This is a genomic window from Burkholderia sp. BCC1644 (assembly GCF_902833225.1).
Classification (GTDB): domain Bacteria; phylum Pseudomonadota; class Gammaproteobacteria; order Burkholderiales; family Burkholderiaceae; genus Burkholderia.
The window spans coordinates 108,603-129,819 of the sequence record NZ_CADFEI010000008.1; the positions used below are offsets into that span (position 1 = coordinate 108,603).

General features: G+C 66.8%; 20 protein-coding genes. 5 read left to right on the plus strand and 15 right to left on the minus strand.

The features are described from left to right. Nucleotides 1-9 precede the first annotated feature (9 nt). On the plus strand, nucleotides 10-735 hold the full coding sequence (locus HWX87_RS17725) for an aspartate/glutamate racemase family protein (protein WP_176048325.1): 726 nt from the start codon (nucleotides 10-12) through the stop codon (nucleotides 733-735). Between the two features lie 49 nt (nucleotides 736-784). Here the strand turns inward: HWX87_RS17725 and HWX87_RS17730 are convergent, their stop codons facing one another. The 6 genes from HWX87_RS17730 to HWX87_RS17755 form a co-directional block, all read right to left on the minus strand. Then, nucleotides 785-1,510, minus strand: a complete 726-nt coding sequence (locus HWX87_RS17730) for an SMI1/KNR4 family protein (protein WP_176048326.1) — start codon at nucleotides 1,508-1,510, stop codon at nucleotides 785-787. A gap of 34 nt (nucleotides 1,511-1,544) precedes the next feature. Continuing rightward, nucleotides 1,545-2,846 carry a PAAR domain-containing protein gene (locus HWX87_RS17735; RefSeq protein WP_176048327.1) on the minus strand — a complete coding sequence of 434 codons (1,302 nt, stop codon included), beginning with the start codon at nucleotides 2,844-2,846 and terminating at the stop codon, nucleotides 1,545-1,547. Next, the gene (locus HWX87_RS17740) at nucleotides 2,843-3,667 is read right to left on the minus strand and encodes a DUF1795 domain-containing protein (RefSeq protein WP_176048328.1); all 825 of its coding nucleotides are present in this window, start codon (nucleotides 3,665-3,667) and stop codon (nucleotides 2,843-2,845) included. The genes HWX87_RS17735 and HWX87_RS17740 overlap by 4 nt, the downstream gene beginning before the upstream one ends. Before the next feature lie 47 nt (nucleotides 3,668-3,714). Beyond that, nucleotides 3,715-4,281: a hypothetical protein gene (locus HWX87_RS17745; RefSeq protein WP_176048329.1), complete on the minus strand. Its 567-nt coding sequence runs from the start codon at nucleotides 4,279-4,281 to the stop codon at nucleotides 3,715-3,717. Further along, nucleotides 4,256-7,297 (minus strand): type VI secretion system tip protein TssI/VgrG, encoded by a 3,042-nt coding sequence (gene tssI / locus HWX87_RS17750; RefSeq protein ID WP_176048330.1) that lies wholly within the window; start codon nucleotides 7,295-7,297, stop codon nucleotides 4,256-4,258. Before tssI ends, HWX87_RS17745 begins: the two co-directional genes overlap by 26 nt. A gap of 507 nt (nucleotides 7,298-7,804) precedes the next feature. Next, nucleotides 7,805-8,122, minus strand: coding sequence for a hypothetical protein (locus tag HWX87_RS17755; protein WP_176048331.1), 318 nt, complete (start codon nucleotides 8,120-8,122; stop codon nucleotides 7,805-7,807). Between HWX87_RS17755 and HWX87_RS17760 the strand changes: the two genes are divergently transcribed. Continuing rightward, on the plus strand, nucleotides 8,106-9,347 hold the full coding sequence (locus HWX87_RS17760) for an FAD-binding oxidoreductase (protein ID WP_176048332.1): 1,242 nt from the start codon (nucleotides 8,106-8,108) through the stop codon (nucleotides 9,345-9,347). The genes HWX87_RS17755 and HWX87_RS17760 overlap by 17 nt on opposite strands. A 23-nt stretch (nucleotides 9,348-9,370) precedes the next feature. On the opposite strand, the gene HWX87_RS17765 is transcribed toward HWX87_RS17760, so the two are convergent. The 9 genes from HWX87_RS17765 to HWX87_RS17805 form a co-directional block, all read right to left on the minus strand. Then, on the minus strand, nucleotides 9,371-10,138 hold the full coding sequence (locus tag HWX87_RS17765; protein ID WP_176048333.1) for a FadR/GntR family transcriptional regulator: 768 nt from the start codon (nucleotides 10,136-10,138) through the stop codon (nucleotides 9,371-9,373). A gap of 68 nt (nucleotides 10,139-10,206) precedes the next feature. Next, entirely contained in the window at nucleotides 10,207-11,097 is an 891-nt protein-coding gene (locus HWX87_RS17770) for an amidohydrolase family protein (protein WP_176048334.1), read from the minus strand. Nucleotides 11,098-11,164: 67 nt separating this feature from the next. Then, nucleotides 11,165-12,106, minus strand: coding sequence for an ABC transporter substrate-binding protein (locus HWX87_RS17775; RefSeq protein ID WP_176048335.1), 942 nt, complete (start codon nucleotides 12,104-12,106; stop codon nucleotides 11,165-11,167). Between the two features lie 77 nt (nucleotides 12,107-12,183). Next, nucleotides 12,184-13,221, minus strand: a complete 1,038-nt coding sequence (locus tag HWX87_RS17780; protein WP_176048336.1) for an ABC transporter permease — start codon at nucleotides 13,219-13,221, stop codon at nucleotides 12,184-12,186. Nucleotides 13,222-13,248: 27 nt separating this feature from the next. Next, nucleotides 13,249-14,787 (minus strand): sugar ABC transporter ATP-binding protein, encoded by a 1,539-nt coding sequence (locus tag HWX87_RS17785; RefSeq protein WP_176048337.1) that lies wholly within the window; start codon nucleotides 14,785-14,787, stop codon nucleotides 13,249-13,251. Nucleotides 14,788-14,799: 12 nt separating this feature from the next. Continuing rightward, nucleotides 14,800-15,576, minus strand: coding sequence for an SDR family oxidoreductase (locus HWX87_RS17790; protein WP_176048338.1), 777 nt, complete (start codon nucleotides 15,574-15,576; stop codon nucleotides 14,800-14,802). Between the two features lie 43 nt (nucleotides 15,577-15,619). After that, entirely contained in the window at nucleotides 15,620-16,897 is a 1,278-nt protein-coding gene (locus tag HWX87_RS17795; RefSeq protein WP_176048339.1) for an L-fuconate dehydratase, read from the minus strand. A gap of 23 nt (nucleotides 16,898-16,920) precedes the next feature. Further along, a complete protein-coding gene (locus tag HWX87_RS17800; RefSeq protein WP_176048340.1) occupies nucleotides 16,921-17,763 on the minus strand; it encodes an ureidoglycolate lyase in 843 nt (280 codons plus the stop codon). 57 nt (nucleotides 17,764-17,820) lie between these two features. Continuing rightward, nucleotides 17,821-18,585 (minus strand): SDR family oxidoreductase, encoded by a 765-nt coding sequence (locus tag HWX87_RS17805; RefSeq protein WP_176048341.1) that lies wholly within the window; start codon nucleotides 18,583-18,585, stop codon nucleotides 17,821-17,823. Between the two features lie 666 nt (nucleotides 18,586-19,251). Here HWX87_RS17805 and HWX87_RS17810 point away from each other — a divergent pair. The 3 genes from HWX87_RS17810 (at nucleotide 19,252) to HWX87_RS17820 (ending at nucleotide 21,211) form a co-directional block, all read left to right on the plus strand. Next, a complete protein-coding gene (locus HWX87_RS17810; protein WP_006484717.1) occupies nucleotides 19,252-19,542 on the plus strand; it encodes a DUF3331 domain-containing protein in 291 nt (96 codons plus the stop codon). A 167-nt stretch (nucleotides 19,543-19,709) separates the two neighbouring features. Next, nucleotides 19,710-20,696 (plus strand): oxidoreductase, encoded by a 987-nt coding sequence (locus HWX87_RS17815; protein ID WP_176048342.1) that lies wholly within the window; start codon nucleotides 19,710-19,712, stop codon nucleotides 20,694-20,696. A 215-nt stretch (nucleotides 20,697-20,911) separates the two neighbouring features. Beyond that, a complete protein-coding gene (locus HWX87_RS17820) occupies nucleotides 20,912-21,211 on the plus strand; it encodes a DUF4148 domain-containing protein (RefSeq protein WP_176048343.1) in 300 nt (99 codons plus the stop codon). The last annotated feature ends 6 nt before the right edge of the window (nucleotides 21,212-21,217 follow it).

Consider the following 21,217-nt stretch of genomic DNA (forward strand, 5'->3'; position numbering starts at 1 on the left):
GATCATGCGATGAATCCACGCATCCGCATCGGTATTCTCACGCCGTCGTCGAACACCGCGCTCGAACCGCTGACGACGGAGATCGTCGCCGGCCTGCCGAACGTCAGCGTCCATTTCGCGCGCTTCACCGTGACCGAGATCGCGTTGAGCGCGGCCGCGCTCGACCAGTTCGACGCGGAACGCATCCTCGTCGCGGCGCGGCAGCTTGCCGATGCACGTGTCGACGTGATCGGCTGGAGCGGCACGTCGGCCGGCTGGCTCGGTTTCGAACGCGACGCCGCGCTGTGCCGGAGCATCGCGAAGGCGACCGGCATCCCGGCGACGACATCGGTGCTCGCGCTGAACGAGCTGCTCGAACGCACCGGCGTGCGGCGGCTCGGCCTCGTCACGCCGTATCTCGACGACGTGCAGCAGCGGATCGTGCGCCAGTACGCGCAGCTCGGCATCGATTGCGTGGCCGAGCAGCATCTCGGGCTGCGCGACAACTACAGCTTCGCGGAAGTGCCCGATACGCAGTTGGCGGCATTGATGCGCAAGACGGCGCAGGCACGGCCGGATGCGGTCGTCACGTTCTGCACGAACCTGCATGCCGCGCATCTGGTCGGGCCGTTCGAGCAGGCGACGGGAATCGCGGCTTACGACACCGTGTCGACCGTCGTGTGGAAGGCGTTGACGATGGCCGGTGTCGATACGCGCGTGCTGGCGCGGTGGGGGAAGCTGTTCGCGATGCGTTGAGCGGGCTGCGAACGACGCCCGGCGCCATCCGCGCACCGGGCGTATTCGATCATCGCTTGTCGGCTTCCTCGACGAAGATCTCGAACCACGCGTTCATGACGGCCCAGAAGTCCACCGGCTCGAGGTCGGTCGGATTCTCGTGCCACCAGATCCGCCCTGCATCGCTGCCGTCGCCGGCGCTGTCGCGCAGGTCGAGGCACAGATAGTCGCCGCCGCCGTTCTGGAACACCGTCCACACCAGGTCCGGGTTCACGCCCAGCTTGCGCGTCTCGTCGGGCGTCAGGTCGAGCTTGTCGGTCAGCGCGGCCTGATCGCCGACCGGCAGCGGGCCCATCGAGTTGGCGGGGAAAAAGGTCCAGCCGTTATGCGTGAACTGGAAGAAGCTGCGCAGATCGTCGGGCAACGCGCGCCAAAGCGGCATGTCGTCCGATACGAGATCGCCGAGCGGCGGATGCCCGACGAAGAAGTTCAGATCGTCCTGTTCGACCGTGTACGGATAAAGCAGGCAGAGATCGCCGTTTTCCTTCTGGAATACCGCCGGGCGCCGCAGCTTCTCGTCGAAGAACTTCTCGACCGCCGGCAAGCGGCCGGTGACGCCGGCCCACATCTTCGCGAGCCAGTTGCCCAGCGCGGCATCGGGCGTATCCAGCAGCACGCGCCATGCGGTCGGCACCGTCACGTCGGCGGGAATCTCGTTCGACGCGAGCCAGGCCCGGCCCTGCCACTTGAAACGCTTCAGTTCGGCCGCGTAAGCCGCTGCGGATAGATCAATCATTGCGATTCACCATTGAATTCGTCATCGGAGCATTCTACTTCGGCTGATTGCCGAGCAAATCGTTGATCTGGTTCTGCAGCATCGTCCGGTTGTCGGCTTCGCGCTGCATCATCTGCTGCCGGAATCCTTCATCGACCTTGATGCCGCCTTTCTTGTATTCGGTCCAGTCGGCATAGGACTTCGAGCCCTTCGACGTGTTCGCCGTCTCGCTCAGGCCCGTGAAGTTGTCGGGATTGTTGAGGACCTTGACCTGGTCGTCGAACGGCAGGTCCTTGAATCCCGGCATCTCCGTGATCTCCTTCATCGACACGATGTGGTCCGCATGCAGCGGCTTGTCGATCGTCAGGCCCGGCAGCGCGGGATCGTCCATGCCCGGTTCGTAGTTTTCGTTGACCATCTTCTGGATCTTCGAGCTTGGCGTCTTGGCCCGAAGCTGGTCGTACAGCGTGCGCGGCACGCCCTTGGTCGTGACCCGGACGTTGCCGCCGTTGGCGCCGAGCGTGTTCGGCTCGATTTCGACCTTGGTCCGGTTCAGCACGTCGACGGCGTTCTTCGCGGCTTCCGTGTCGGCGCCCTTTGCACCCAGCCCGAGCAGCGCGAATCCCGCGACGCCGACCATGATGTCGCCGTAACCGGGGCCGAGTGATTCGCCCCACGAATGCAGCGCATTGAGGCCGACGTTGGCACCGATCACGGTTCCCGCGAACAGCGCGGTGGCACCCAGCCCGGCCGCCAGCGCACCCAGCCCCGCCGCGCCGAGCGCCACGAAGCCGAGCACTTCGAGCGCCGTCTCGACCATCGCCTCGGTATCGTGGATCTCGACGACGGTGACGGTCTCGCCGCCGACCGTCACGTTGTCGCTCGCGGTCTTGATGAGCGCGCCACACTCCATCTTCATCGACAGGCGCGCCATCGGCTTGCCGTTGACGGTCACGGTTCGCGAGCCCTGCGCGATCAGGAGCAGCGGCTTCGGGAAATGATTGAACGGCAGGCCGTTGCATTCGTCGGCACAGTCGATCCCGGCGCGCAGCGCGGTACGACTGTTGACCGTCACGTTCGACGATCCCCGCTGCAGCATGCCGGTGGTTGGACCGGGCAGGTTGGCCGCCTTCTGGATGCCGCGCACCAGCGCGCCGCCGGCGAGGCCGCCGCCGGCCACGCAGCCGCCGATGATCGCGACCAGCGCGAGACCGCCGGTGGCCGCGGTCGCCGTCACGATCGCCGCCGCGACGACCGCGCCGACCACCGCGCCCGCGATCATCCCGAGCAGGCCGAAACCGTGCCCGATCTCGTCGCCCATGCGGGCGGCGCGCAGGGCCGCCTCGGCACCGCTCATGACGACGCGCCGTCCGTGCGCGCGGCGGACTGCCGACGCAGATGCGCTTCGATGTCCCGCAGCGATTCCAGCGGCGGCACGCCCTCGACGGCCGTGACCGCATCGAGACGGCGCCGCAGCTCGAGCCCCGAGTAGCCGGGACTGGGGCGCAGCTCGTAGCGCCCGTCCGACTTGAACAATCCCTGGCGGCTGCGCTGGACGACGGTCGGCTCGAGCGGCGAGCCGTCGCTCGCGAAGAACACCCAATCGTGATGTTCGACTTCGCGCGCGCTGATCCGCTCGCACGCCGTGCGAAGGTCCGGATAGACGCGCAGCACGCGCGTCTTCGCGGACAGCGCGAACACGTGCGGCAGGCTTTCGTGCGTGACCGCCGGCGCGTCGGCTTCATCCGGCACGGAAGGCATCACGGCGAACGACGACAGGATCGACGTCCATGCGGGAATGTGCCGCTCGAAATCCTCCACGCGCGCATTGAGCGTGAACACCAGCATCGCCTCGTCGAGCCGGACCATCGCCTGCCGCTGTCGCAGCACCGTCTTGTCGCTGCGCCACTGATAGTCGAGCATCAGGCCCGGCCGCCCGTCGATCGTGACGGGTTCGCGCGCGAGCGGCTTGTAGCCGGGAAACTGGCGCTTGAACGCGGCCTGCTGCGTATCCGCGTAGGCACCGACATCGTCGAGCGGCGTGTCGTAGTCGCGCGTCACCACGAATGCGACGTCCTTGCGGCCCGACGCGTCGGGCAAGTGAAACACGTTCATGGTCTGGTCGCGCCAGCCGTCGGGCAACGCCATGCGCCCTTCATGCAATCGGTAAACCGCCATTCCGTTCTTCCTTTCGTTGTCCCGTACGCATGCGTCCGGGTGGCGCGTTATTTCGCCTTCTCGCCGAAGCCGACGCTCGACAGGCATTCGGGGTTGCGCTCCGCGAACCCGAACACGAGCTCGCCCCGCGCGGTCTCGGTCCGGAACGTCGTCTCCTCGTTCGGCGAGCGGCCCGACGGCGCACCGGCGATCCGCATCCCGGCGAAACGCGCCTTCACGTCCTCGCGGCCCACGCAACGGCCGGACAGCGTCAACGTGAGCGCGCCGCGCGCGTCCCCTTCATTGCTCGTGCGCAGCACGACGCGCTCGATCTGCGTGCCGTCGTCGAGCGCGATCGGGCCGCTCTCGCCGTTGCTCCAGAACGTGAAGTATTCGTTGCTCGATTCGCTGCGCGCGAACTTCGTGTGCAGCAAATGCTCGACGGATTCGCGCCGGATCGGTTGATGCGCGCCGATCTGATCGATCACCTGCCAGAGACTGAGTTGAACGGTTGTGTGCATCTTCTTCGATCCTTCCGAACAGGCCGGAGTCACGCCCAGCGACAATGCGAGCAGCAGCGGCGCGACGATCGCCGCGGCGCGGCCGCGCCTAGTGGGACGGGTAGTTACGGTCATACCAGCTTCCGTAGTACGTTTGATAATTGACATACTGTCCATTGACCGGCACCGACGCGTGTTCGCCGGTGCCGTAGACATGGCCGATGGCCGCGCGCGCCGCCGTCGCGTCGCCGTTCCGCACGAACTGGTTGTACGCGGCATTGTAGGCCGGCGCGTTGGCCGGATCGCCGGCGATCTGGATGTCGGGGCCGCCGTGCGCGACGATCTCGCGCTGCACCTTGATGTTGTTCATCGTGGCCGCGCCTTCGTCCGCCAGCTCGCTGTTGACGTAATTCGCCTTGCTCGAATAATCCGGCGTGCCCTGGTACAGCGCGTGCCCGGTTTCGTGCGCGAGCCCCTGGACGACGGCCTGCGGATTCCCGCGGTCGTTGCCGTCGATCACGATCGTGGGTGGGTGGCCGCTCTTGTTCGTGGACGACCCCTGATTCGCCGGACCGTACTGGATATTCCAGCCGTCCTTCTGCAGCTTCGCGATGTCGCGTTCGAGCGTCGGCGATTTCGCGGCGAGCTGGTCGACGCCAGCGCCCAGCCCGGTCGCCACGGCCTTTTTTTTCGGCGCCCCTTTCGCGTGCTGTTTCGCGTGCGCCGGCGCAGCGGCCGCGGCACCGCCGCCCCCTCCGCCACCGCCGCCCCCGCCACCTGCTGCAGGCGCCGCGAGATCCTGCGCGGGCGCGGCCGGATCCGTCACCGGCACGAGCGGCGGCGCGGCCGGCCCGGTCGTGCCGTCGGGGTTCAGATCGACGCTTTGCGAACCCAGCACGACGACGCGCGTGCCGTCGAGCACGATCTCCCCGTTGGCCGACAGCGTGATCTTGGCCTTGCCGCACTCGAGCACGATCGACTGCGAGCCCTTCACATGCACGTGCTCCGTATCGGATTCGATCTGCACCGGGCCCTTCGCCTTGAGCGCCATGTGCTGTTCCTGCGCATGCAGGATCACCGCCGTCTTCGCCGTGTGCTGGATATGCTCGTCCTGCGACTGCACGGAAATCGCCTTGCGCACGATGCTCGCATGCTGGCCCTGCGTCACCACGTTCGTCTGGTTCGGGCCGTTCACGACCGTCACGTGATTGTTCTGGACGGTCGTGGCCATATCCTTCTGGCTGTGGATATTGACCAGTTCCTCGCCCTTCTTGTCGTGGATCACCACCTCGCAGAATCCGCCGCCGCCCGGCGTGGAGTTGCTGTGAAAACCCATCTGGTGTGCGCCGTCGGGCAGCCCATACGGCGGCGTCTGTTCCGCGTTGAACATCCGGCCGACGATGATCGGCCGGTCGGGATCGCCGTTCAGGAAGTCGACGATGACTTCCTGGTTGATGCGCGGAATCGCGACGGTTCCCCAGCCGCGCCCTGCCCACGGCTGCGACACCCGGATCCAGCAGGAACTCTCCTGGTCGTTCTTGCCGTAGCGGTCCCACGGAAACTGCACCTTGATCCGGCCCATCCCGTCGGTATGGATTTCCTGCCCCTTCGGGCCGACCACGATCGCGCTCTGCGGCCCCGGCATCACCGGTTTGTCGTGGCGGCGCACCGGACGATAGGGAATCTTGCTGCGGATCAGCGTCAGCGAGTTCCTGAAACTGCCGGGCTGCGTCGACGCATCGTCGAAATTGTTCTTCGCGTCGATTTCGAGCCCGACGACCAGGAATTCGTTGTCGTCCTGCTTGGCCGGATCGAACCAGAAATGCCCGTCGATCCTGAACTTGCGGCCGACCGTGAGCCCGCGGCAACCGGATTCGCCGCGGAACACCTTGGCCTGCCACTCGAACACTTCGAGGCGGCGCTTGGCTTCCGCCTCGCCCGCGCTGGTGTCCTTGTACGCGAACGCCGAACTGCCGTCGTACACCTCGAGCTTCGGCGCATTGCCCTGATCGGCGAGTGTCGGCAGCTCGACATACGGCCGGCTCTTCGGGTGCTTGTAGTCGAAGGTATGCAGCGCGACCACGCCTGGCTGGGTTTCGCGGCTCGCCGACAGCGCGGTCAGGCGGTCCGCCTGCTGCACGCCGCTCGCCGCGTTGTAGGTCACGACCGGATCGTGCGCCTGATCGGGACACGACGCCGAATCGTCGGCGATCACGAGCGTGTGACCGTCCTGCCTGTATTCGAAGTAATAGAACAACCCGTGCCGCTCGAGCAGCCGGCTGACGAAATTCAGGTCGCTTTCCTGAAACTGGACGACGTAATCCTCCGGCTTCAGCTCCTGCTTGACGTGCGTCTGGTAATCGACCAGCGCACCGTAGTCGGCGAAGACCTTGCGCAGCACGTCAAGTACGGTGACCTGCTGATAGATCCGGCTGTTGACCCGTTTGCCGAGATACCAGAGCCACGGCACCAGCTCGCCGCGATAGTGCGCGATGCCGCCGTCGTTGCGCTCGAAGCCGAAGCGCACCAGATAACCGTGGATCTGCCGCTCCGAGCCGTCCTGGAGCGTGATGTTCACGGTGACCGCCTGGTTCAGCACGTCCTTGAGATCGATCGACGGGTTTTGCGCAATCAGGTCGAGCGTGTAGCCGGGCATCTCCGACAGCGCTTCGCCGCCCCGGATCGCCGCGATCGACAGTGCCCGGTTGCCGGTCAGCGACGACTGGAGGCGCAGCAGGCGCGTCGTCTCGCTGAACGGCAAAGCCGGCTCCTGCGCGCCGGGCTTGGCCGCGGTCTGGCCGGGCATGAAAAATTGCGGCGCGGAGGCAAGATCGGAAAGCGGCTGTCCGACGAGCGGGTGATCGTCGGCGACCGGCGCGGCGGCGGCCGACATGGCCGGCGCGGCGGCCGCCCGCATGCCGGACAGGGCCCCGGAAGCAAGCTGCCCGGCGAGCGGGTTCAGCATGCCTGCTGCCGGTGCGGCCATCGACGCGGCGATCTGCGCGGGGTTGCCGCCAGCCGCCAGCGCCTGCATCACGGCCGACGCGGTCGGCGCGATCTTGCCGGCGACGGGGCTCGCCGCCGACGCCATCTGCATCGCGCCCGAGGTCAGCGCCCCGCCCAGCGGCGACGATCCCGCCGATTCGGCCATTCCGGCGATTCCTGGCAACTCTTTCATGGGCCCTCTCGCTTTCTTTTCTGGTGACCGCCACGCATGCGACGCGGCTTTACTACATATCGATGTCCGAAATATTAATTTCGAAACGTGTCATCGTCGGAACAGGCTTCGCCGCTTTTTTTGTGATGTCTGGAATCGCATTCGCCGACAGGCGGGCAACCGGGAGAATCGGTATTTCCCGCTGCCCTGATTTCTCATTTAGAGCGGATATTATCTGTTTGTCGCGACAGGCGGCGCCATCATAACGGCATGTTTCAGGCGAGTCCAGACCCGTCAAATAGCATGTTCATTCGAAAATCCCCGGCTGGCACTCCGTGCGGCCCGATCCCCGCCTGCCGCGATGCAATGGCGAGTAATTTGTACATTGCTGCCGCGCAATACGGGATAAATTACCGAAATCGTGAATGACGATGCATCGGGTATTTAAAAAACCGTCGGCGGCGAATTGCGCCGTCGCCGCGCTTCACGCATTTACCGTAATTACTGAATTATCGAAACCGCGCCTGCCTGACACGCACGGTGTTTCACCGGCGCCTCTCTCACACACGCGATTCGCACTCGTAGCGGAAACGCGCCGATGCGATTTTCGCGCGTGAATATGTCGTCTTCCGGTACGACGCTCATGAAACCGATGCGTATCCGGCCGGCAACGTGCGATGCGGCACGCTGCGGACATCCGTCCGGCGCACGCGCGGCCCCCGGGGTATCCTTGGGTTCCGGCAGCACATCCACCACAACGAAAACGGCCCGTCCGCCCAACCACCACATCTCGCCACTCTTCATGGATTTCGACGTCATCGTTCTCGGCGCCGGCATCGTCGGCGTCTCGGCCGCGCTGCATCTGCAGGATCGCGGGCGCAAGGTCGCCCTCGTCGATCGCGGCGCACCCGGCGAAGGCACGAGCTTCGGCAACGCGGGGCTGATCGAGCGCTCGTCGGTCGAGCCGTATCCGTTCCCTCGCAGCCCGTTCACGCTGATGCGCTATGCGCTGAACCGCTCGACCGATCTTTACTGGCACAGCGCGTCGCTGCCCGCGTTCGCGCCGTGGCTCGCGCGGTTCTGGTGGGAATCGGCGCCGCTGCGCCATGCGGCCGCGTCGCGCGACATGCTGCCGCTGATCGAGCGGTGCCTCGTCGAGCACGACGCGCTGATCGCGCGGGCCGGCGCCGGCGAGCTGATCCGTGCGAACGGCTGGCTCGAAGCGTTCCGCACGCCCGCCGCATTCGAACGCGGCGTGGCCGAGGCCGGCCTCACCGCGCGCCGCCACGGGCTCGGCATCACGCCGCTCGACGCGGCCGCCCTGCTCGCGCGCGAGCCGAGCCTCGCGCCGGGCTTCTGCGGCGCGCTGCACTGGCTCGATCCGAAAAGCGTCGTCGATCCGGCCGCGCTCGTCAAAGCGTATGCGCAGTTGTTCGTGCAAGGCGGCGGCACGCTCCTGACAGGCGACGCCGCGAGCCTCGACGCGCTGTCGCCCGGCTGGCAGGTTCACACGCAGGACGGCCCGGCCGCCGCGCCGGCCGTCGTCGTCGCGCTCGGCCCGTGGTCCGACACCGTCTTCGGCAAGTTCGGCTACAAGATCCCGCTTCGCGAGAAGCGCGGCTATCACATGCACTACGCGCCGTCCGCACACGGCGTGCCGTCGGCGCCGATCGTCGACCGGGAATACGGTTACGTGATCGCGCCGATGCGGCGCGGGCTGCGGCTGACGACGGGGGTCGAGATCGCGCGGCGCCGTGTGCCGCCAACCGGCGTACAGCTCGAACGGGCGGAACGCGTCGCACGGCCCGTGTTCGGGTTCGGCGAACGGCTCGACCCGCATCCGTGGCTCGGCTTCCGGCCGTGCACGCCGGACATGCGACCGGTGATCGGCCCCGCGCCCGCCCATCGCGGGCTGTGGTTCGCGTTCGGGCACAACCACCACGGACTCACGCTCGGCCCCGTGACCGGCCGGCTGCTGGCCGAGATGATGACGGGCGAAGCGCCGTTCACCGATCCGGCGCCGTATCGCGCGGACCGGTTCTGAGCGGATAGCGCGTCAACGCGCGCTCAGTCGAGCGCGCGGCCGAAAATCCGGATGACTTCGTCGAGATGCTCGGCCATCGCACGGCGCGCGGCTTCGGGATCGCGCGCGCGGATCGCGTCGAGGATCGCGCGGTGTTCCAGCTCCGACCGGTGCGGCATGTCGTTCGGCATGTACAGCGACTGCAGCCGCTGGAACATCAGGTCGTACTTGTGCGCAAGCAGCTGCTTGATCATCAGCGCATACGCGGCGTTGTCGCTCGCTTCCGCGATACGGATATGGAACAGCCGGTCGCCCGGGTGCGTAAGCGAGCCGCTGCGGTTGTCTTCCTGGTTGCGCAGGAACGCTTCGTGAATCCCTTCGATCTGCGCGTCCGAGCCGTGCGATGCCGCAAGCGCCGCGGCTTCCGGCTCGATCAACCGGCGCGCCTGCAACAGGGCGAACGGCGGGATTTCGGTGTCGAGGTCGAGCGCGATGCCGAGTTCGGGATCGATCTCGACGATCGAGAACGGCGCGACTGTCGCAGCGGGTTCGGGTGCAGGCTCGGGCGCAGCCGCTGCTTCGGGATGGCGCACCTTCACGCCGTCGCCGACCCGCACGCTGACGAGCCCGCTCACTTCGAGCGCGATCAGCGCTTCGCGCACCGACGTGCGCGACACACCGAACTGTTCGGCCAGTTCGCGCTCGGGCGGCAGATAGCTGCCCGGCGGAAAATCGCCGGACTCGATCATCGCACTAAGCTTGTCGGCGATCTGCTGGTAGAGGCGGCGGTTCTGAATCGGCTGGATGGACATACGTTGACGCTGGTAATCGGTTTCGTTCCGGACGGTCTGACGAATCGAACAGACCGTTCGCGCCTATTTTATATGCCGCGCTTCACATCGCCCGGCACCGCGTAGCAACGCGCGGCCGTGCCGCCCCACAACGCGCCGCGCTCGGCCGCCGACAGCCGCGATTCGGCCCAGCGTTCGACGAGCGACGTCACTTCGTCGTACGACGCCGCGAGCAGGCACACGGGCCAGTCCGACCCGAACATCAGCCGCTGCGGCCCGAATGCGTCGAGCGCCGCATCGAGGCACTGTTCGATGTGCCGGATGTCCCGCGCGCGCAGGCCACGCTGCCAGTCGGCCTCGGTCACGAGCCCCGACAGCTTGCACGCGACATGCGGCAACGCGCCCAGTTCACGCAGCGACGCGCGCCAGCGCGCGAGCGCCGTGTCGTCGCGCTCGAACTCGGCGAGCGCGGGCTTTCCGACGTGATCGAGCACGAGCCAGTGCGCGTCGTGCGTCGCGCAGAACCCGCGCACGTCCGGCAACTGCCGTTCGAACACGAGCACGTCGTACACGTAGCCGTTCGCCTGCAGCCAGGCGATGCCGCGCTTGAAACCGGGATCCGCGACGAACGCGGCCACGTCGGCTTCGTCCTGCACCTGATGACGAAAGCCGCGCAGCTTCGGGCTGCCCCACTCGGCGACCCGATCGGCAAGCGCCGGCGCACCGAGATCTTCCCAGCCGACCACCGCCGCGATACGTGCGTCGTCGCGCGCGAGATCGAGCAGGAACGCCGTCTCGTCGCGCCCGGCGCGCGCCTGCACCGCGATCGACGCGCCGAGCGCCTGCGCATGCATCTGCGGCCACAGCGTGTCGGGCAGGTAGTCGCGCGCGAGCACCCCCATCCCGGGGCCGATCCACGGATAGTCGGCCGCGCGATAACGCCAGAAGTGCTGATGGGAATCGATACGCACTGCGCCCATGGTGCCCTCGTGTTCAGTTGCCTCGGCGGCGGCGGCGCGCGTCGTCGCCGCCGCTCGTGCGCAACGTTCAGTCGTACAACACCGCCGCGATCTTCGGATCGTCGATATTGGTCTTGTCGTACCAGTAGAAACCGGTATCGATCACCTTCGGCAGCTTCTCGCCCTTGGTCGCCTTCACGGCCGCCTCGACGGTCTTGTAGCCGATTCCGATCGGGTTCTGCGTGATCGCGCCGGCCATCAGCCCGCTGCGGATCGCATCCTTCTGCTGCTTGCCCGAATCGTAGCCGACGATCACGACCTTGCGTTTCATCTCGCGCACGCCGTTGACCACGCCGATCGCCGAGCCTTCGTTGGTGCCGAACAGCCCCTTGAGCTTCGGATACGCCTGCAGGATCGACTTCGTCACCTCGGTCGACTTCAGCTGGTCGCCTTCGCCGTACTGCACGGTCACGACCTGCACCTTCGGGTGTGCCGCCTTCATCCGCTCAAGGAAGCCGTCGCGGCGGTCGATGCCGGTGCGGCTCGTCTGGTCGTGCGCGACCACGGCCACCTCGCCTTCGTCGCCGATCAGCGCGGCAAGCTTGTCGGCCGCGAGCGCCGCGGCGGCCTTGTTGTTGGTCGCGGCCGTCGTCACCGGGATGTCGCTGTCGACGCCCGAGTCGAACGCGATCACCGGGATCTTCTCGGCCTGGGCCTTCTTCAGGAGCGGCAGCGCGGCCTTGCTGTCGAGCGCCGCGAAGCCGAGCGCGGCCGGCTTCTTCGCGATCGCGGCCGACAGCATGTCGATCTGCTTGTCGACCATCGCCTCGGTTTCGGGCCCTTCGAACGTCACCTTCACCTTGTAGTCCTTCGCGGCCTGCATCGCGCCCGATTTCACGGCCTGCCAGAACTGATGCTGGAAGCCTTTCGAGATCAGCGGGATATAGGCTTCCTGCGCCTGCGCGCCGGCCGTGACGCCGACGGCGAACGTCAGCCCGACGATCGCGTTCAACACCTTGCTCCTGATCACTTCGCGTCTCCTTGGTTGGACTCTTCTGGATGCCGGCCGGGCCGGCGGTGAAGCGGATGCCTGCGCGCAGGCGCGCGTCAGCGGCGACGCCGGCGCAGGATGTCGACGTACACGGCGAGGATGATGATCACGCCCGTCACGACCGTCTGCCATTCCTGCGCGACCGACATGATGCGCAGGCCGTTGGTCAGCACGCTCATGATGAACGCGCCGATGATGGTGCCGACGATGCTGCCCGCGCCGCCCGACAGCGACGTGCCGCCGATCACGACGGCCGCGATCGCGTCGAGCTCGTAGCCCTGACCGAGCGCCGGCTGCGCGGAATTCAGCCGCGACGCGATCAGCAGGCCGGCAATCCCGCACACCGCGCCGCTGAACGTGTAGACGGCGATCTTCCACGCGTCGACGTTCACGCCGGACAGCCGCAGCGCCTCCTCATTGCTGCCGAGCGCGAACGTGTAGCGGCCGAAGATCGTGCGGTTCAGCACGATCGACGCGCCGATCGCGACGAGAAACAGGATCAGCACCGCGTTCGGAATCGGCAGCGCGGGAATCAGGTTGCCGATCAGCGAATCCTGCGCGATCGCCGTGAAGCCCGGCGTGTCGTTGAAGTAGATCGGCCGCGTGCCCGAGATCACGAGCGACAGCCCCTTGAGCAGCATCATCATGCCGAGCGTCGCGATGAACGGCGGCACCTTCATCTTCGCGATCACGAAACCCGACACGCAGCCCGACAGCGCGCCGAACAGCAGCGCGGCCAGGATCCCGAGCGGCAACGGCATGCCCCACTTGGTCAGCACGACGCCGGCCATCACCGCGCAGAACGTCATCAGCGTGCCGACCGACAGGTCGATGCCCGACGTGATGATCACGTACGTACACGCGACGGCCAGCACGCCGTTCACGGCGGTGGCCTGCAGGATCGTGACGAGGTTGTCGACCTCGAGGAAGTTCGGCGACGCGAAGCTGAAGAACACGATCAGCAGCACGAGGCTCGCGAACGCAAGCAGCTTCTGCCGTGCGGCCGGATTGAAGAAGCGCGACTTCAGGCTCGATGCGGCGGCCGGCGTATCGCCGGAAGCCAGGGGCGGAACAGGATGCGTATCGTTGGACATGATCGGGTCAGCGTCTGTATCAGGAAATCAGGACAACACGGTCGACTCGCGCTGCGTCGCGAGCTGCATGATCTTTTCCTGCGTGGCGTCGGCCACGCGCAATTCGCCGGTCACGCGGCCTTCGCACATCACGAGAATCCGGTGGCTCATGCGCAGCACCTCGGGCAGCTCCGACGAGATCATCACGATCGCCTTGCCGTCGGCGGCCAGCGCGTCGAGCAGCTTGTAGATCTCGCTCTTCGCGCCGACGTCGATGCCGCGCGTCGGTTCGTCGAAGAACAGGATGTCGCAGTCGCGCAGCAGCCACTTCGCGATCACGATCTTCTGCTGGTTGCCGCCCGACAGGAGCCGCGCGGGCTGCGCGACCGACGGCGTGCGGATCGCGAGCTGCCGCACGTACGACTGCGCGGTGTCGCGCATCTCGCGCGCGTCGAGGAACACGCCGCGGCGCACGAAACGACGCATGCTCGACAGGGCGATGTTGTTCTGCACGTCCATCCCGACCGCGAGCCCGAAGTGCTTGCGATCCTCGGACAGGTAGCCGATCCCGTGCTTCACCGCGTCGGCCGGCGTGCGGATCGCCACGGTCTTGCCGTGCACGCGGATTTCGCCGGCATCGACCGGGTCCGCGCCGAACACCGCGCGCGCAACCTCGGTGCGGCCCGCGCCCATCAGCCCCGCGAAGCCGAGGATCTCGCCGCGCCGCAGCGTGAAGCCCACCTCGCGGATCGCACGGCCGCGCGACAGCCCGCGCACTTCGAGCGCGACATCGTTCGACGACGTATCGGGCGGCGTGCGGGATTCCGTTTCGAGCTGGCGGCCGACCATCATCGAAATGATCGTATCCATCGACGTGCCTTCCATCGGCACGGTCGCGACGTACTTGCCGTCGCGCATCACGGTCACGCGATCGGCGATCTGGCGAAGTTCGTCCATCTTGTGCGAGATGTAGACGATGCCGACGCCGTTCGCGCGCAGGTCGCGGATGATGCGGAACAGCTCGGCGATCTCCGCGTTGTTGAGCGCGGCGGTCGGCTCGTCCATGATCAGCACGCGCGAGTCGAACGACAACGCCTTCGCGATCTCGACCATCTGCTGCTTCGCGACCGTCAGACGGCCGACCGGCGTGCGCGGGTCGAGATCGAGCCGCATCCGCTGGAAGATCGCGACGGCGTCGCGGTTGAGTTTCTCTTCGTCGACGAACACGCCGAAGCGGCCGCGCGGTTCGCGGCCGATGAAGATGTTCTGCGCGACGCTCAGGTGGTTCATCAGGTTCAGTTCCTGATGGATGATGCCGATCCCGAGCGCCTGCGCGGCGCGCGGATCGGCGATCTCGACCGCGCGGCCGTCCATCCGGATCTCGCCGTCGTCGCGCTGGTACACGCCCGCGAGGATCTTCATCAGCGTCGACTTGCCGGCGCCGTTCTCGCCCATCAGCGCATGCACCTCGCCGCCGCGCAGGTCGAAACGGCAATCGTCGAGCGCCTGCACACCGGGGAAGCGCTTGCCGATGCCGGTCAACGCAATCAGCGGCGGTGCGGTGTTCGGGTTCAGGTCGGGTTGCATGAATCGCGGCCCTCAGCTGATCGCACGGTCGAGATGCGTGTAGCCGCCGTCGACGAACAGCCACTGGCCCGTCGTGTGCGACGCGCGTTCCGACAGCAGGAACACGGTCGTATCGGCGATTTCGTCGGCCGTCGTGAAGCGCTGGCCGAGCGGCACCTTGCCCGCGATGCCGGCGAGCTTCGCGTCGGGATCGTCGAAGCCCGCCAACCAGTTCCTGTACAGCGGCGTCATCACCTCGGCCGGGATCACCGCGTTCACGCGCACGCCGTCGTCGCGCAATGCGACGGCCCATTCGCGTGTCAGCGCGAGCTGCGCGCCCTTCGACGCGCAATAGCCGCTCGTGTTGCCCTGCCCGGTCACGGCCGTCTTCGACGAGATGTTGACGATCGCGCCGCGCGCGGCCTTCAGGTGCGGCACGCAGTAATGCGCCATCACGTAGTAGTGGACGAGGTTGCGTTCGAGCGACGCGACGAACGCGTCGCGCCCCGCATCGAGCCCGATGCTGTCGTTGATGCCCGCGTTGTTGACGAGGCCGTCGAGACGACCGAAACGCTGGATGGTCTGCGCGACCGCATCGCGGCACTGCGTGTCGTCCTGCAATTCGACGGACACGCACGTGGCCTTCGGTTGCTTGCGCGCGAGTTCGCGCCAGAACGCGTCGTCGGGCGCGTGGCGCGCGAACACCACCGGAATCGCGCCCTCGCCGGCCAGCCGCATCGAGATCGCGGCGCCGATGCCCGACGCGCCGCCGGTCACGATCACGACCTTGTCTTGCAGATTCAAATCCACTTCGCGTCTCCGTCGTTCATGTTGTCGGCACGCCCGCCCTGCTTCAGCCGCGGAACCGGTACTGCTCCAGCGATTCGGGCTTCATCTCGATCGAGAAGCCGGGCGCCGTCGGCGGCATGTACGCCGCGCCGCGCACGACGCACGGTTCGACGAAATGCTCGTGCAGGTGATCGACGTATTCGGTCACGCGCCCTTCCTTCGTGCCGGAAATGCACACGTAGTCGATCATCGACAGGTGCTGCACGTACTCGCACAGCCCGACGCCGCCCGCATGCGGACACACGGGCAGCCCGTACTTCGCGGCCATCAGCATCACCGCGAGAATCTCGTTCACGCCGCCGAGCCGGCACGCGTCGATCTGCACGACGTCGATCGCGCCGCGTGCGATGAACTGCTTGAACAGCACGCGGTTCTGGCACATCTCGCCGGTCGCGACCTGCACGGGCGCGATCGCCTTGCGGATCTTGCGATGCCCTTCGACGTCGTCGGGGCTCGTCGGCTCCTCGATGAACCACGGCCGCGCGAACGCGAGCTCGCGCACCCAGTCGATCGCCTCGTCGACTTCCCACACCTGGTTCGCGTCGATCATCAGCTTGCGATCGGGGCCGATCACTTCGCGCGCGATCGTCACGCGGCGGATATCGTCCTCGAGGTTCGCGCCGACCTTCAGCTTCACGTAGTCGAAACCGGCGTCCACCGCCTCGCGGCACAGCCGGCGCAGCTTGTCGTCGCTGTAGCCGAGCCAGCCGGCCGACGTCGTGTAGCACGGGTAGCCGTCGCGCTCGAGCGCCGCGATCCGCGCAGCCTTGCCGGGCGCCTGCCGGCGCAGCAGCTCGAGCGCTTCGTCCGGCGTCAGGCAGTCGGTCAGGTAGCGGAAGTCGATCGCGCGTACCAGCTCCTCGGGGCTCATCTCGGCGACGAGCCGCCACAGCGGCTTGCCGACGGCCTTTGCCCACAAATCCCACACCGCGTTGACGACGGCGCCCGTCGCCAGGTGGATCGCGCCCTTGTCGGGGCCGATCCAGCGCAACTGGCTGTCCGACGTCACGTGCCGCCAGAAGCGGCCCATGTCCTCGCGGATCCAGTCGAGGTCGAGGCCGACGACAAGGTGACGCATCGCGTCGATCGCCGCGCAGCAGATTTCGTTGCCGCGCCCGATGGTGAACGTGAGCCCGTGACCCTCGAGCCCGTCGCGGTCGGTTTCGAGCACGACGTAGGCCGCCGAATAATCGGGGTCCGGATTCATTGCGTCGGAGCCATCCAGCTGGCGCGAGGTCGGGAAGCGCACGTCGAGGACGCGCATCGATCGAATGATAGGCATGACGAACCGTCCGTTAAAGGAAATCAGGCTTGCACGGTGCGCTGGCGTTGCTCGCCGAGCCCGTCGATGCCGAGCGTGATCACCTGTCCGGCGCGCAGGTAGACGGGCGGCTTCTGCCCGAGGCCGACGCCCGGCGGCGTGCCGGTCGAGATCACGTCGCCCGGCTGCAGGCTCATGAAGCGGCTCAGGTAGCTGATCAGGTGCGGCACGCGAAACACCATCGTCGCGGTCGTGCCGTTCTGGTAGCGGTGGCCGTCGACGTCGAGCCACAGCCGCAGCGCGTGCGGATCGGGGACTTCATCGGCCGTCACGAGCCACGGGCCGAGCGGGCCGAACGTGTCGTTGCCCTTGCCCTTGTCCCACGTGCCGCCGCGCTCGAGCTGGTATTCGCGTTCCGACACGTCGTTCACGACGCAGTAGCCGGCGACGTGCGACAACGCATCGGCTTCCGCGATATAACGGCCGCCCTGGCCGATCACCACGCCGAGCTCGACTTCCCAGTCGGTCTTCTCCGAACCGCGCGGAATCTCGACGTCGTCGTTCGGCCCCGAGATCGCGCTCGTCCACTTGCCGAATACGACAGGCTCCTTCGGCACCTCCATCCCCGATTCGGCCGCGTGGTCGGAATAGTTGAGCCCGATGCAGATGAACTTGCCGACGCGGCCGACGCAGGCGCCGAGCCGCGGCGCGCCTTCGACGAGCGGCAGCGACGACGGCGGAATGTCGCGCAGCCGCGCGAGCGACGCGGGCGTCAGCGCATCGCCGGCGATGTCGTCGATCACGCCGGACAGGTCGCGAAGCTGGCCCTGCGCATCGAGCAGGCCCGGTTTTTCATGGTGTTTGTCGCCAAATCTGAGCAGTTTCATAGCGTCGTCGGAACGGAAACGGAAAGTGAATGGGAAGACGCGGTCAGTTCAACACGGTCAGTTTGACCAGCCGCCGTCGATCAGGTGGATCGCGCCGGTCGTGAACGACGCTTCGTCGGAGGCCAGGTACAGCGCGAGCGCGGCCACTTCGTCCGCGCTGCCGATGCGGCCGATCGGCTGGCGCGCGACGAACGCCTGGCGCACCTCGTCGGCCGACACGTGGCGCGTGCGCGCCTGGTCCGCGATCCGCTGCTCCAGCGACGGCGATTCGATCGTGCCCGGGCAGATCGCGTTGCAGCGGATGCCGCGCTCGACGAAATCGGCGGCGACCGCCTTGGTCAGCCCGATCACGGCCGCCTTGGTCGTGCCGTAGACGAAGCGGTTCGGCACGCCCTTCACGCTCGACGCGGCCGACGCCATGTTGATGATCGACGCGCCGCCGGCTTCCAGCATGGCAGGCAGCAGCGCGCGGATCAGCCGGTACATCGACGTGACGTTCAGGTTCATCGAGAACGCCCACGCGTCGTCGTCGCAGTCGAGGATCGAGCCGTGGTGCACATAGCCCGCGCAGTTGAACAGCACGTCGAATGCGCGTTCGCCCGCGGCGAGCGCCGCGACGTCGCCTGCATCGGTGACGTCGAGCCGCCGCGTGGTCAGCCGGCCGCCCGCGCGTTCGGCGTCGGCCTCGAGCCGCACGAGCGCGGCTTCATTGATGTCGGTCGCCAGCACGTCGGCGCCCTCGCTCGCGAACCGCAGCGCGGTCGCGCGGCCAATGCCCTGCCCGGCCGCCGTCACCAGCGCGCGTTTGCCCTGCAATCTCATGAGCACGTCTCCCGAAAAAGCCGGCCACCCATCGGCCGATTGGCACAAAGGACTAAAGGTCCAACCAATCATAGGAAGGGATCGCGCGTTTGTCACGAAATCGGGATTCAGTATTTACCCGGGTGGGGAAATCGGGCCGGCGGAGAAAAATCCGCTGCTCGACGGACACTGGAAGGATGCGCCCGAGGCCGCGCAAACCCAATACCGGCGGGCCGCCCGGCCGGTCTGGCGTATTCGCGCGACGCGGCGTCCACGCCAAACTGACAAAAAAGTCATGTTCACGTCAGGGTCTCAACGGGATGGGCGCGCCATCATGGCGTTGCCGGACCGCGCTTTTCAACCATCGCCTCCCCGCCCGCTTTCGGTCCCTGCGGGCACCTCCGTCCCCCGGCGATGGACTCCGTGACTGGGCGAGCAGACACGGTGCGCGGGCCGATTTTCCGCCCCGGACTTCCCGTCCGGGGCGTTTTTGTCCGTGGTTTCCAAGAAAATAAGCTTGGATTGTTTCTAAATCGGCAAAAGGTAATTTGAGCCAGACAGGATGTTTTTTCCGGTCACAGACGCTTACATTTAGCGCACCACTCATGGAAACCGCTACGGATTCGCCATCGGGTAGTGACATCCACTGCCACGGCCGAAACCGCACGAGCTTTAGGAAACGGCAAAATGAAGGCCTCCAAATCCCTGCCTGCGCTCGATCCCGCCGACGTCCACGTCGAAATTCTCGAACGTTCCGATACGCTGCTCGTCGTCCGCTGGGTCGAGCCCGGCCGCTGTCACTACGGTGAACAGCGCTGGCGCCGCCGCTTCGCGCAACGCACCGGCACCTGCGCGCTGTCGCGCCAGGTCATCCACCGCGGCGACGAAGTATTCCGCCCGGCCGAACGCCCGGCGCCCGCGAATGCAGCCGCGATGATCTCCGCCGCCGAAGTGCTCGCGCTGGCCGGAAGCAGGTAAAACCTGCCGACCGCGCGCCGAGGCACGCCGCGCCACGCACGGCACCCGCCCTAGAAGCGCCGGTCTAATTCCCCCGCTTGTCTGTCACGTCCGCCCGCACTATCGTTACATCACTCAATGTAACGATTACGTGTCGCGGCCGCTCGGTCGTGCCGATGGAGACAGACATGCATGCATGGAGCGCGCGCCACGTCCCGGCGCAGGGCGGCAAGGTCGCGGTCGTGACCGGCGCCAACAGCGGTCTCGGCTGGCAGCTCGCGGAAACGCTGGCCGCGAAAGGCGCGACGGTCGTGATGGGCTGCCGCGACGCCGTGCGCGCCACCCAGGCGGCCGATGCGATCCGCCAACTCCACCCCGATGCTCGTGTCGAAGTCGATCCACTCGACCTCGCCGATCTCGCGTCGATCGAACGCTTTGCGGGCACCATCGCCGAACGCCACGGCCGCGTCGACATCCTCTGCAACAACGCCGGCGTGATGTTCCTGCCGCTGCGCCACACGCACGACGGCTTCGAGATGCAGTTCGGCACCAACCACCTCGGCCATTTCGCGCTGACCGGCCATCTGCTGCCCGCGTTGCGCGCCGCACGGCGCGCGCGCGTCGTGACGATGTCGAGCGGTTTCAACCGAGGCGGCCGGATTCGCGTCGACGACCTGCGCGGCGAGCACCGCTACAACCGTTATCTCGCCTATTGCGACAGCAAGCTCGCGAACCTCGTGTTCGCGATCGAGCTGCAGCGCCGTTTCGAGCGCGCGGCGTTCGCGGGAATCAGCGTGGCCGCGCACCCCGGCTACGCGGCGACCAACCTGCAGTTCGCGGGCCCCGCGATGGACAGCTCGCCCGCGCGCGCCGCGTTGATGCGCGCGGCGAACCGTTATCTTGCGCAGCCGGCCGACCAGGGTGCGCTGCCCGCGATTCATGCGGCTACGTCGCCCGATCTCGCCGGTGGTGCGTACCTCGGGCCATCCGGCTGGTTCGAGTCGCGCGGGCTGCCGGCGCCCGCGAGCGTGCCGCGCTCGGCGCGCGACGTGGCGTCGGCGGCGCTGCTGTGGGAGGCATCGGAAGCCGCGACGGGCGTGCGCTTCCTCAGCTCGGGCGCGCCGGCCGGACGCGCGCCGGGCCGGCCGTTCGACACGGCGGCCGAAGCACGCTGAACCGCGCGCCGCCGCCTGCAATATTCTTCATACTTATTGCGCGGACCGAAAAGAAAGGCCGTTGAAAGACTGATTCGCCGCGCCACTGTTACCGCGCAGGAAACAATCTATCGTCAAATTCAGCGTTTACCCTGAACCCTCCGGTGACTAAGATTTGATCAATCGCTTAAGACATGGAGTCGAAAGCGAACTCAATAAAACACCCGGAGGTCACCATGAAATCGCTCGTTTCCGCAGTCGTTGCCGCTGTCGCCCTGTCCGCTTCGTTCGGCGCATTCGCTCAAAGCACCGTGACCCGCGCCCAGGTGCGCGGCGAACTGGTCCAGCTCGAACAAGCCGGCTACAAGCCGGGCGTGTCGAGCCCGTACTACCCGAACGACATCCAGAGCGCCGAAGCGCGTGTTCATGGTGCCGACACCAGCGGCTACGGCGCACAGCCGGCTCCGCTCGTCCACTCGGGCGCCCCGGCAGCCGCATCGTCGAACGCACGCGACTCGATCTTCTTCGGCCAGTAAGCCGAA

What these genes read in the sequence shown, in the direction of transcription:
- HWX87_RS17735 (WP_176048327.1), bottom strand. Translation starts at nt 2,846, where the DNA reads ATGAGCGGTGCCGAGGCGGCCCTGCGCGCCGCCCGCATGGGCGACGAG.
- HWX87_RS17745 (WP_176048329.1), bottom strand. Translation starts at nt 4,281, where the DNA reads ATGACCGTAACTACCCGTCCCACTAGGCGCGGCCGCGCCGCGGCGATC.
- HWX87_RS17760 (WP_176048332.1), top strand. Translation starts at nt 8,106, where the DNA reads ATGGATTTCGACGTCATCGTTCTCGGCGCCGGCATCGTCGGCGTCTCG.
- HWX87_RS17770 (WP_176048334.1), bottom strand. Translation starts at nt 11,097, where the DNA reads ATGGGCGCAGTGCGTATCGATTCCCATCAGCACTTCTGGCGTTATCGC.
- HWX87_RS17780 (WP_176048336.1), bottom strand. Translation starts at nt 13,221, where the DNA reads ATGTCCAACGATACGCATCCTGTTCCGCCCCTGGCTTCCGGCGATACG.
- HWX87_RS17805 (WP_176048341.1), bottom strand. Translation starts at nt 18,585, where the DNA reads ATGAGATTGCAGGGCAAACGCGCGCTGGTGACGGCGGCCGGGCAGGGC.
- HWX87_RS17755 (WP_176048331.1), bottom strand. Translation starts at nt 8,122, where the DNA reads ATGACGTCGAAATCCATGAAGAGTGGCGAGATGTGGTGGTTGGGCGGA.
- HWX87_RS17765 (WP_176048333.1), bottom strand. Translation starts at nt 10,138, where the DNA reads ATGTCCATCCAGCCGATTCAGAACCGCCGCCTCTACCAGCAGATCGCC.
- HWX87_RS17815 (WP_176048342.1), top strand. Translation starts at nt 19,710, where the DNA reads ATGCATGCATGGAGCGCGCGCCACGTCCCGGCGCAGGGCGGCAAGGTC.
- HWX87_RS17730 (WP_176048326.1), bottom strand. Translation starts at nt 1,510, where the DNA reads ATGATTGATCTATCCGCAGCGGCTTACGCGGCCGAACTGAAGCGTTTC.
- HWX87_RS17725 (WP_176048325.1), top strand. Translation starts at nt 10, where the DNA reads ATGAATCCACGCATCCGCATCGGTATTCTCACGCCGTCGTCGAACACC.
- HWX87_RS17740 (WP_176048328.1), bottom strand. Translation starts at nt 3,667, where the DNA reads ATGGCGGTTTACCGATTGCATGAAGGGCGCATGGCGTTGCCCGACGGC.
- HWX87_RS17810 (WP_006484717.1), top strand. Translation starts at nt 19,252, where the DNA reads ATGAAGGCCTCCAAATCCCTGCCTGCGCTCGATCCCGCCGACGTCCAC.
- HWX87_RS17800 (WP_176048340.1), bottom strand. Translation starts at nt 17,763, where the DNA reads ATGAAACTGCTCAGATTTGGCGACAAACACCATGAAAAACCGGGCCTG.
- HWX87_RS17785 (WP_176048337.1), bottom strand. Translation starts at nt 14,787, where the DNA reads ATGCAACCCGACCTGAACCCGAACACCGCACCGCCGCTGATTGCGTTG.
- tssI (WP_176048330.1), bottom strand. Translation starts at nt 7,297, where the DNA reads ATGGCCGAATCGGCGGGATCGTCGCCGCTGGGCGGGGCGCTGACCTCG.
- HWX87_RS17795 (WP_176048339.1), bottom strand. Translation starts at nt 16,897, where the DNA reads ATGCCTATCATTCGATCGATGCGCGTCCTCGACGTGCGCTTCCCGACC.
- HWX87_RS17820 (WP_176048343.1), top strand. Translation starts at nt 20,912, where the DNA reads ATGAAATCGCTCGTTTCCGCAGTCGTTGCCGCTGTCGCCCTGTCCGCT.